This is a genomic window from Isoptericola sp. NPDC060257 (assembly GCF_042726645.1).
GTDB classification, from domain to species: domain Bacteria; phylum Actinomycetota; class Actinomycetes; order Actinomycetales; family Cellulomonadaceae; genus Isoptericola; species Isoptericola nanjingensis.
In genome coordinates, this window is record NZ_JBHXAW010000194.1 from 1 (window position 1) to 8620 (window position 8620).

The 8620-nt window shown below is 75.2% G+C and carries 8 protein-coding genes; all 8 read left to right on the forward strand.

All coding sequences use genetic code 11. The annotated features are described in order from the left end of the window. Window positions 1-1031 (forward strand): carboxyl transferase domain-containing protein (locus ACFWEK_RS15180; RefSeq protein ID WP_430554561.1); only part of this gene is annotated, 1031 nt, incomplete at its 5' end. Between the two features lie 5 nt (window positions 1032-1036). After that, the gene (locus tag ACFWEK_RS15185; protein ID WP_430554562.1) at window positions 1037-3262 is read left to right on the forward strand and encodes an acetyl/propionyl/methylcrotonyl-CoA carboxylase subunit alpha; all 2226 of its coding nucleotides are present in this window, start codon (window positions 1037-1039) and stop codon (window positions 3260-3262) included. Further along, complete coding sequence (locus ACFWEK_RS15190; RefSeq protein ID WP_430547694.1) at window positions 3259-4446, forward strand: acyl-CoA dehydrogenase family protein; 1188 nt, start codon at window positions 3259-3261, stop codon at window positions 4444-4446. The genes ACFWEK_RS15185 and ACFWEK_RS15190 overlap by 4 nt, the downstream gene beginning before the upstream one ends. A 24-nt stretch (window positions 4447-4470) precedes the next feature. After that, on the forward strand, window positions 4471-4989 hold the full coding sequence (locus ACFWEK_RS15195; RefSeq protein WP_430547695.1) for a MaoC family dehydratase: 519 nt from the start codon (window positions 4471-4473) through the stop codon (window positions 4987-4989). Next, window positions 4986-5930 carry an HpcH/HpaI aldolase/citrate lyase family protein gene (locus ACFWEK_RS15200; protein ID WP_430554563.1) on the forward strand — a complete coding sequence of 315 codons (945 nt, stop codon included), beginning with the start codon at window positions 4986-4988 and terminating at the stop codon, window positions 5928-5930. Before ACFWEK_RS15195 ends, ACFWEK_RS15200 begins: the two co-directional genes overlap by 4 nt. Next, entirely contained in the window at window positions 5927-6685 is a 759-nt protein-coding gene (locus ACFWEK_RS15205; protein WP_430547697.1) for a CoA transferase subunit A, read from the forward strand. The genes ACFWEK_RS15200 and ACFWEK_RS15205 overlap by 4 nt, the downstream gene beginning before the upstream one ends. Beyond that, window positions 6682-7398: a CoA transferase subunit B gene (locus ACFWEK_RS15210; protein WP_430554564.1), complete on the forward strand. Its 717-nt coding sequence runs from the start codon at window positions 6682-6684 to the stop codon at window positions 7396-7398. Before ACFWEK_RS15205 ends, ACFWEK_RS15210 begins: the two co-directional genes overlap by 4 nt. Continuing rightward, complete coding sequence (locus ACFWEK_RS15215) at window positions 7395-8570, forward strand: acetyl-CoA C-acyltransferase (RefSeq protein WP_430554565.1); 1176 nt, start codon at window positions 7395-7397, stop codon at window positions 8568-8570. The genes ACFWEK_RS15210 and ACFWEK_RS15215 overlap by 4 nt, the downstream gene beginning before the upstream one ends. Window positions 8571-8620 lie beyond the last annotated feature (50 nt).

Below are 8620 nucleotides of genomic sequence, written 5' to 3' on the forward strand. Positions count from 1 at the left end.
CCGTCATCGTGCGGAAGCAGGGCACGGTCTTCCTGGGCGGCCCGCCGCTGGTGAAGGCCGCGATCGGCGAGGACGTCACGGCGGAGGAGCTGGGCGGCGGCGAGCTGCACGCGCGGCGCTCCGGCGTCGTCGACCACCTCGCCGAGGACGACGAGCACGCGCTCGACCTGGTCCGCGACATCGTGAGCACGCTTCCGTCGGACCCCGAGCCGGCGTGGGACGTCGCGCCCTCCCGGGAGCCCGTCGTCGACCCGCAGGGTCTGTACGCCGCCGTGCCGGTGGACGTGCAGCAGCCCTACGACCCGCGCGAGGTGATCGCCCGGCTCGTCGACGGGAGCGAGCTGCACGAGTTCAAGCCCGAGTACGGCACCACGCTCGTCACGGGGTTCGCGCGGATCCACGGCCACCCGGTGGGGGTGCTGGCGAACGCGGGCGTGCTGTTCCGCGAGTCGGCGCTCAAGGGCGCGCACTTCGTCGAGCTCTGCGACCAGCGCGGCATCCCGCTGCTGTTCCTGCAGAACATCTCCGGCTTCATGGTGGGCCGCGACGCCGAGGCGGGCGGCATCGCCAAGGACGGCGCCAAGATGGTCACCGCCGTCGCGACCACCCGCGTGCCGAAGCTGACCGTCATCGTGGGCGGCTCGTTCGGCGCCGGGAACTACGCCATGTGCGGGCGGGCGTACTCGCCGCGCTTCCTGTGGTCGTGGCCCGGCTCCCGCATCTCGGTGATGGGCGGCGCGCAGGCGTCGTCGGTGCTCGCCACCGTGAAACGCGACCAGCTCGCCCGCCGGGGCGAGGAATGGGACGCGGGCGAGGAGGAGGCGTTCCGCGCCGAGATCCGCGACGGCTACGAGGTGGCCGGCGACCCGTACCACGCGACGTCGCGCCTGTGGGACGACGGCATCGTCGACCCGCCCGACACCCGCCGCGTGCTCGGCCTCGCGCTGGGCGTGTGCGCCCGCACGCCGCTGCCCGGCAGCTCCCCGACCGCCCCCGACGACGAGCCCCGCTTCGGGCTCTTCCGGATGTGAGGGCGATGGGTACCCGAGAGCTCTCGACCGTCCTCGTCGCCAACCGCGGCGAGATCGCGTGCCGCGTGATCGGCACCCTGCGGCGGCTGGGGATCCGTTCCGTGGCCGTGTACTCCGACGCCGACGCGGACGCCCGGCACGTGCGGGAGGCCGACGTCGCCGTCCGCCTCGGTCCGGCACCGGCCGCGCAGAGCTACCTCGACGTCGAGGCGGTCGTGGCGGCGGCCGTCGCGACCGGCGCCGACGCGATCCATCCGGGCTACGGCTTCCTGTCCGAGAACCCCGCCCTGGCGCGGGCGTGCGAGCGCGCCGGCGTCGTCTTCGTCGGGCCCTCGGTCGAGGCGCTCGAGACCATGGCGGACAAGGCCGCGGCCAAGCGCCTCGTCGCGTCCCACGACGTGCCCGTGCTGCCCGGCACGCTCGACGACGGGCTCGACGACGCGGCGCTCGTCGCGGCGGCGGCGGACGTCGGGTTCCCCCTGCTCGTCAAGCCCGTCGCGGGCGGCGGCGGCAAGGGCATGGAGGTCGTGCGCGCCGCGGACGAGCTGCCGGGCGCGCTGGCGTCGGCCCGCCGGGTCGCCGCGGCGTCGTTCGGCGACGACGGGCTCCTGCTCGAGCGGCTCGTCGAGCGGCCGCGGCACATCGAGGTGCAGGTGCTCGCCGACACGCACGGCGCCGTCGTGCACCTGGGCGAGCGCGAGTGCACGCTGCAGCGCCGCCACCAGAAGGTGGTGGAGGAGGCGCCGTCCCCCGCCGTCGACGACGCGACCCGGGCCCGGCTCGGGGAGGCGGCCTGCGCGGTGGCGCGGTCGGTGGGCTACGTCGGCGCGGGGACCGTCGAGTTCCTCGTGCCCGGCGACGACCCCGGCGCGTTCTGGTTCATCGAGATGAACACCCGCCTGCAGGTGGAGCACCCCGTGACCGAGCTGGTCACCGGTCTCGACCTCGTGGAGCAGCAGCTGCGCGTCGCGGCGGGGGAACCGCTCGGCCTCGCGCAGGGCGACGTCCGGCTGGACGGTCACGCCGTCGAAGCCCGCCTGTACGCCGAGCAGCCCGCGCGGGGGTTCCTGCCTGCCGCCGGCCGGGTGCTGCGCTACGACGACGCCGGCGCCCCCGCCGGCCCGGGGGCCACGCCCCTGCGGCTGGACAGCGGCCTGCTGGCGGGCGCCGAGGTGACCGGCGACTACGACCCGATGCTCGCGAAGGCCGTGGCCTGGGCGCCCACCCGCGCCGAGGCGATCGCACGGCTCGACGGGCTGCTGGCCGACGTCGTCGTGCTGGGCGTCGAGACCAATGCCGGCTTCCTGCGCGACCTGCTCGCCGACGACGACGTACGCGCCGGCCGCCTCGACACCGGGCTCATCGACCGCTTCGTGACGGAGCGGTCCGCCGCACCGGGTGCCGCGGAGGCGCGGACGCCCGACAGGTCGCTGGTCGCGGCGGCACTGCTCGCCGTCGGCGCCGGTTCCCCTGCGGCGACCGGCCCGTGGGCCGCCTTCGACGGCTGGCGGCTCAACGGCGCGCCCGCGCCGCGCCGCGCGGTGCTCGTCGACGCGGCGGGCGCGGAGCACGCCGTCACCGTCACCGGGACACCCCACGACGCCGTCGTCACCGTCGACGACGAGCCGGTCCGCGCCTCGCTGCGCGCTCTCGGCGGCACGGCCGGCGGACGCCACCTGCTCACCGTCGACGGCGTCACCCGCACCCTGGTCGCCGCGGTGAGCGGGAGACACGCCCACGACACGCCGGGCGACGGGGCCGACCGCCCGCTCACGGCAGCGCCGGCGGTGGTGTGGACGCACCTCGACGGGCGGACGTCGTCGTGCACGGTGCTCGACCGGGCGGCGCTGGCCGCACGACGGCGGGCGGAGCGCGCGCTCGGCGACGACGGCGCGGCGGGCGGAGCGACCCGCGCACCGGTGCGCGTCGCGATGCCCGGCACGGTGTCCGCCGTGCCCGTCGCGGACGGCGACGTCGTCGCCGCCGGCCAGCCCGTCGTCGTCGTCGAGGCGATGAAGATGGAGCACCCGCTGCTCGCGCCCGTCGGCGGCGTCGTGCGCCTCGACGTGCGCGCCGGCGACCAGGTGCGCCTCGACCAGGTGGTCGCCGTCGTCGATCCGACCGCCGAACAGCCTGTCGACCCACCCGTCGACACCCCCGAAGACCACGCTCCCGCGCCGGCAGACCCCGCCGTGGCGGCAGCACACTCCGACACCCGAGGAGCGTCATGATCAGCGAGACCCAGTCCACCGTGCTCAGCGACGAGCAGCGGAAGCTCAGCGCCGTGGTGCGCGAGTTCGCGGACCAGGTGGTGGCGCCGGCTGCCTACCGGTACGACACCGAGCGGCGCCTGCCGGTCGAGATCATCGAGCAGATGGGCGAGCTGGGGCTGTTCGGCCTGCCGTTCCCGGTGGACGTCGGCGGGCAGGGCAAGGACTACGTGTCCCTGTGCCTCGCGGTCGAGGCGCTCGCGCGGGTGGACCAGTCGATCGCGGTGACGCTCGAGGCGGGCGTCGGGCTGGGCATCATGCCGATCTTCCGGCACGGCACGGACGAGCAGAAGCAGCGCTGGCTGCCCGACCTGGTCAACGGCCGTGCGCTCGCCGCCTTCGGCCTCACGGAGGCGGGGGCGGGGTCGGACGCCGGTGCCACGCGCACCACCGCGCGGCTCGACGAGGGTACGGGCGAGTGGGTGATCGACGGCTCCAAGCAGTTCATCACCAACTCCGGCACGCCGATCACCAGCGTCCTCACGGTCACCGCGGTGACCGGGACGCGCACGGGTGCGGACGGTGCGACCCATCCCGAGCTCTCGTCGTTCCTCGTGCCGGCGGGCACGGCGGGCCTCACGGTGGGCCCCAGCTACGACAAGGTCGGCTGGCACACCTCCGACACGCACCCCCTGACGCTCGACGGCGTCCGCGTCCCGACCGGCAACCTGCTGGGCGAGCAGGGGCGCGGGTACGCGAACTTCCTGCGCGCGCTCGACGAGGGCCGCATCGCCTTCGCGGCCCTGGCCACGGGGGCCGCGCAGGGCTGCCTCGAGGAGGCGCTGCGCTACGCGAAGGAGCGGGAGGTCTTCGGCCACGCGATCGGCAGCAACCAGCACATCGCGTTCACGCTGGCCCGGATGCAGGCGCGCGTGCACTCCGCGCGGCTGTGCTGGCTGGACGCCGCCCTCAAGCAGGTGCACGGCAAGCCGTTCAAGGCGGAGGCGTCCGTCGCGAAGCTGGTGGGCGGGGAGGCCGCGATGGCGAACGCCCGCGACGCGTCGCAGATCTTCGGGGGCTACGGCTTCCTCAACGAGAACGCGGTGGCGCGGCACTACCGGGACGCCAAGATCCTCGAGGTGGGCGAGGGCACCACGGAGGTGCAGCTCATGGTCATCGCCCGGGACCTGGGGCTGGCGTCGTGAGCACGAGCGAGGAGGGAGCACGTCATGCGTGACGAGGTGCAGCGCGGGCTGTACTACGACGAGCTGGAGCCGGACGTGCGGTACGTGCACCGGCCGGGCCGGACGATGACGGAGGCGGACGACGTGCTGTTCACGTCCGTCACGATGAACCCGCAGGGGCTGCACCTGGACGCGGCGTGGGCGGCGACGCAGCCGTTCGGCCGCCCCCTGGTGAACTCGATGCTCACGCTGGCCACGCTGGTGGGGCTGTCGGTCGCGCACCTGACGCGCGGCACCCTCGTGGCGAACCTCGGCTTCACGGAGGTGGCGTTCCCGCACCCGATGTTCCACGGCGACACGCTGTACGGGGAGACGACGGTCGTCGACCGGCGGCTGTCGCGCTCGCGCCCCGGCACGGGCGTCGTGACCGTCGAGCACGTGGGCCGCAACCAGGACGGCGAGGTCGTGGCGAAGGCGGGGCGGACGATGCTGATGTGGACGCGCGAGGGCCACGAGGAGCACGAGCACAGGAACGCCAGCGAGCACGGCGGGGGCGTGCTGTGAACCCCGCCCCGTTCACGCTCGGCCCGGCGCTCCTGTTCTGCCCGGCCGACCGGCCCGACCGGTTCGCCAAGGCCCTGGACCGCGCCGACGCGGCGATCCTCGACCTCGAGGACGCCGTCGCGCCCGGGCGCAAGGAGGCGGCCCGCGCCGCGCTGGTGGACACGGTGCTGGACCCGGAACGGGTGATCGTGCGCGTCAACGCGGTCGGCACCCCCGAGCACGACGCCGACCTCGCCGCCCTGGCCCGCACGCCGTACCGCACGGTGATGCTGCCCAAGGCGGACGGCCGGTTCGTGGGTCCGCTGCTCGCGCCGGACGGCGGCCCGTACGCCGTCGTCGCGCTGTGCGAGACGGCGGCGGGCGTGCTCGCCGCGCCCGCCCTGGCCGCGCGGCCCGACGTCGTCGCGCTCGCGTGGGGCGCCGAGGACCTGGTGGCGTCGCTGCACGGCACCTCCAGCCGGTTCGTCGACGGCGGCTACCGCGACGTCGCGCGGCACGCGCGGTCGGCGGTGCTGCTCGCGGCCGGCGCGGCGGGCAAGGCCGCGATCGACGCCGTGCACCTCGAGCTCGACGACCTCGCGGGCCTGCGGGCCGAGGCACAGGACGCCGCGGCCAGCGGGTTCGTCGCGTCGCTGTGCGTGCATCCGAGCCACGTCGCCGTCGTGCGCGCCGCGTTCGCGCCGTCCGACGCCGAGGTGGAGCGGGCGCGCGAGGTGCTCGCCGCGGCGTCCGGCCGGGCGGAGGCGCTCGCGGACCTGCCCGCCGGCAGGGCCGTCGACTCCGGCGTGCTCACCGTCGGTGGCCAGATGGTCGACGCGCCGCTGCTGCGGCACGCCGAGGCCGTGCTGCGCCGGTCCGAGCAGGCGGAGCAGGGCGCGGAAGGCACTCCCGACGGCCCCGCCGTCGGACGTACGGTCGAGGAGAACGGGGGACGACGATGACGGTGTCGAGGACGGTGGACCGGCTGCAGCCCAGCGCCGTGGCCGCGCTGGACGGCCTGCTGCACGACGGCATGACCATCGCCGTCGGCGGGTTCGGCCTGAGCGGCAACCCGAACGACCTCATCGAGGCGGTGCGCGACTCCGGGGTGAAGGACCTGACGGTCGTGTCGAACAACATGGGCGTGGACGGCAAGGGGCTCGGCATCCTGCTGGAGAACGACCAGGTGCGGCGGGTGCTGTCGTCGTACGTGGGGGAGAACAAGCTGTTCGCGCAGCAGTACCTGGACGGCGCGCTCGAGGTGGAGTTCGTGCCGCAGGGCACGCTCGCCGAGCGGCTGCGCGCGGGAGGCGCGGGCATCCCGGCGTTCTACACGCCCACCGGGGTCGGCACGCCCGTCGCCGAGGGCAAGCCGGTCGACGAGATCGACGGACGCCGGTACGTGCTGGAGCGCGCCATCGTGGCGGACCTGTCCCTGGTGCACGCGCGCCGCGCGGACCGGTTCGGCAACCTCGTCTACCGGTACACGGCGCGGAACTTCAACCCGGTCATCGCCACGGCCGGGCGGGTCACCGTGGTCGAGGCGGAGGAGATCACCGACGAGCCGATCGACCCGGACGTCGTCGTGACGCCGGGCATCTACACGCACCGCCTGGTGCTCGCGCGCGAGCGGGTCAAGGACATCGAGCAGCGCACGGTGCGCCCCGCACCGGTGAGCAGCGTGGGCGACACGACGACGGCGGGAGGTGCGGCATGACCTGGACGCGCGACGAGATGGCCGCCGTGGCTGCCGCCGAGCTGCAGGACGGCGACTACGTCAACCTCGGCATCGGCATCCCGACGCTGGTGGCGAACCACCTGCCGCCCGGCGTGGGGATCACGCTGCAGAGCGAGAACGGGCTGCTCGGCATCGGGCCGTTCCCGGTCGAGGGCACCGAGGACGCGGACCTCATCAACGCGGGCAAGCAGACGGTCACCGCGGTGCCCGGAGCGAGCTTCTTCGACGCCGCCGACTCGTTCGCCATGATCCGCGGCGGCCACATCGACATCGCGATCCTCGGCGCGCTGCAGGTGTCCGCGACCGGCGACCTGGCGAGCTGGACCGTGCCCGGCAAGCTCGTCAAGGGCATGGGCGGCGCGATGGATCTCGTCGTGGGCGCGCGGCGCATCGTCGCGCTCATGGACCACGTGGCCCGCGACGGGTCGCCCAAGCTGCGCCGGCGCTGCACGCTGCCGCTCACGGGGGAGGGCGTCGTCGACCGGATCGTCACCGACCGCGCCGTCCTGGACGTCACCGACCACGGCCTCGAGGCCGCGTTCGTGCTGCGGCGGCTGGCGCCGGGCGTGACCGTCGACGAGGTGCGCGAGGCGACCGAGGCGGAGCTGGTCGTGGATTTGGAGGAGGATCCGGAAGACGACGCCGGGACGGGCGACGGCTCGGCCGCGGCGGTGGAGGAGGGACGACGATGACCGTGATCGTGGGGTACCGGCGGACGCCGTTCGTGCGTTCGAACGGGGCGTTCGCGTCCGTGCCGGCGACGACGCTCGGCGCGCACGCGCTGGCTGCGGCGCTCGCGGCGGCGGGCGTGGAGCCGGGGGAGGTGGACGTCGTCGTCGGCGGGCAGGTGCTGCAGGGCGGCGCCGGTCAGAACCCGGCCCGGCAGGCGGGCGTCGGCGCGGGAGTGCCGATGACCGTGCCGGCCGTGACGCTCAACGCCGTCTGCCTGTCCGGGGCGGAGGCGGTGGTGCAGGCGCACCGGCTGATCTCGGGCGGCGAGGCGAAGGTCGTCGCGGTGGTCGGGATGGAGTCGATGACCTTGGCGCCGCACGCGTGGGTCGGCTCGCGCGCCGGGAAGAAGTTCGGTCCGGTCGAGCTGATCGACACGATGGCGCACGACGGGCTCACCGACGCCTTCGAGCACGACTCGATGGGGCTGAGCACCGAGCGGCACGGCGAGGCGATGGCCGCCGCGGCCTGGAACACGCGCGAGGCGCAGGACGCGCTGGCGGTCGCGTCGCACACGCGGGCCGCCAAGGCGGCGGACCTGCTGGCCGAGGAGATCGCGCCCTACGACGTCCCCGGCCGCCGCGGCACCGTGCGGGTGGAGACCGACGACGGCGTGCGCCCGGACTCCACGCTCGACGGACTGGGCCGGCTGCGGCCGGCGTTCCGCGAGGGCGGCACCATCACGGCCGGCAACGCGTCGCAGATCTCCGACGGCGCGGCGGCCCTGGTGCTCGTGGCGGACGACGTGGCGGCGGCACGCGGGCTGTCCGGCGTCCGCGTGCGCTCCCACGCGCTCGTCGCGGGGCCCGACGTCGGTCTGCACGCGCAGCCGGCGAACGCGATCGCCGCCGCCTGCGAGCGGGCGGGCCTGTCCCCGCGCGACCTCGGCGCCCTGGAGATCAACGAGGCGTTCGCGGCGGTCGTGCTCGCGTCGGTCGACATGCTCGGCCTCGACCCCGAGCTGGTGAACGCGCACGGGGGCGCCATCGCGCTGGGCCACCCCATCGGGGCGTCCGGCGTCCGCGTCGTGGGGCACCTCGCCCGGCGGCTGGAGCTGCTCGGGCCGGGGTCCGTGGGCGCCGCCGCGCTGTGCGGGGGCGGGGGCCAGGGGTCGGCGGTGCTGCTGGAGGCGTGACGGCTCCGTCTCCGCGTCGCGGCGGCAGTTCGCGCTCACGTCGGCAGTTC

Bases quoted from the DNA above. Each gene is read 5' to 3' on its own strand.
- ACFWEK_RS15185 (WP_430554562.1), top strand. From the start codon at position 1,037: ATGGGTACCCGAGAGCTCTCGACCGTCCTCGTCGCCAACCGCGGCGAG.
- ACFWEK_RS15190 (WP_430547694.1), top strand. From the start codon at position 3,259: ATGATCAGCGAGACCCAGTCCACCGTGCTCAGCGACGAGCAGCGGAAG.
- ACFWEK_RS15195 (WP_430547695.1), top strand. From the start codon at position 4,471: ATGCGTGACGAGGTGCAGCGCGGGCTGTACTACGACGAGCTGGAGCCG.
- ACFWEK_RS15205 (WP_430547697.1), top strand. From the start codon at position 5,927: ATGACGGTGTCGAGGACGGTGGACCGGCTGCAGCCCAGCGCCGTGGCC.
- ACFWEK_RS15210 (WP_430554564.1), top strand. From the start codon at position 6,682: ATGACCTGGACGCGCGACGAGATGGCCGCCGTGGCTGCCGCCGAGCTG.
- ACFWEK_RS15215 (WP_430554565.1), top strand. From the start codon at position 7,395: ATGACCGTGATCGTGGGGTACCGGCGGACGCCGTTCGTGCGTTCGAAC.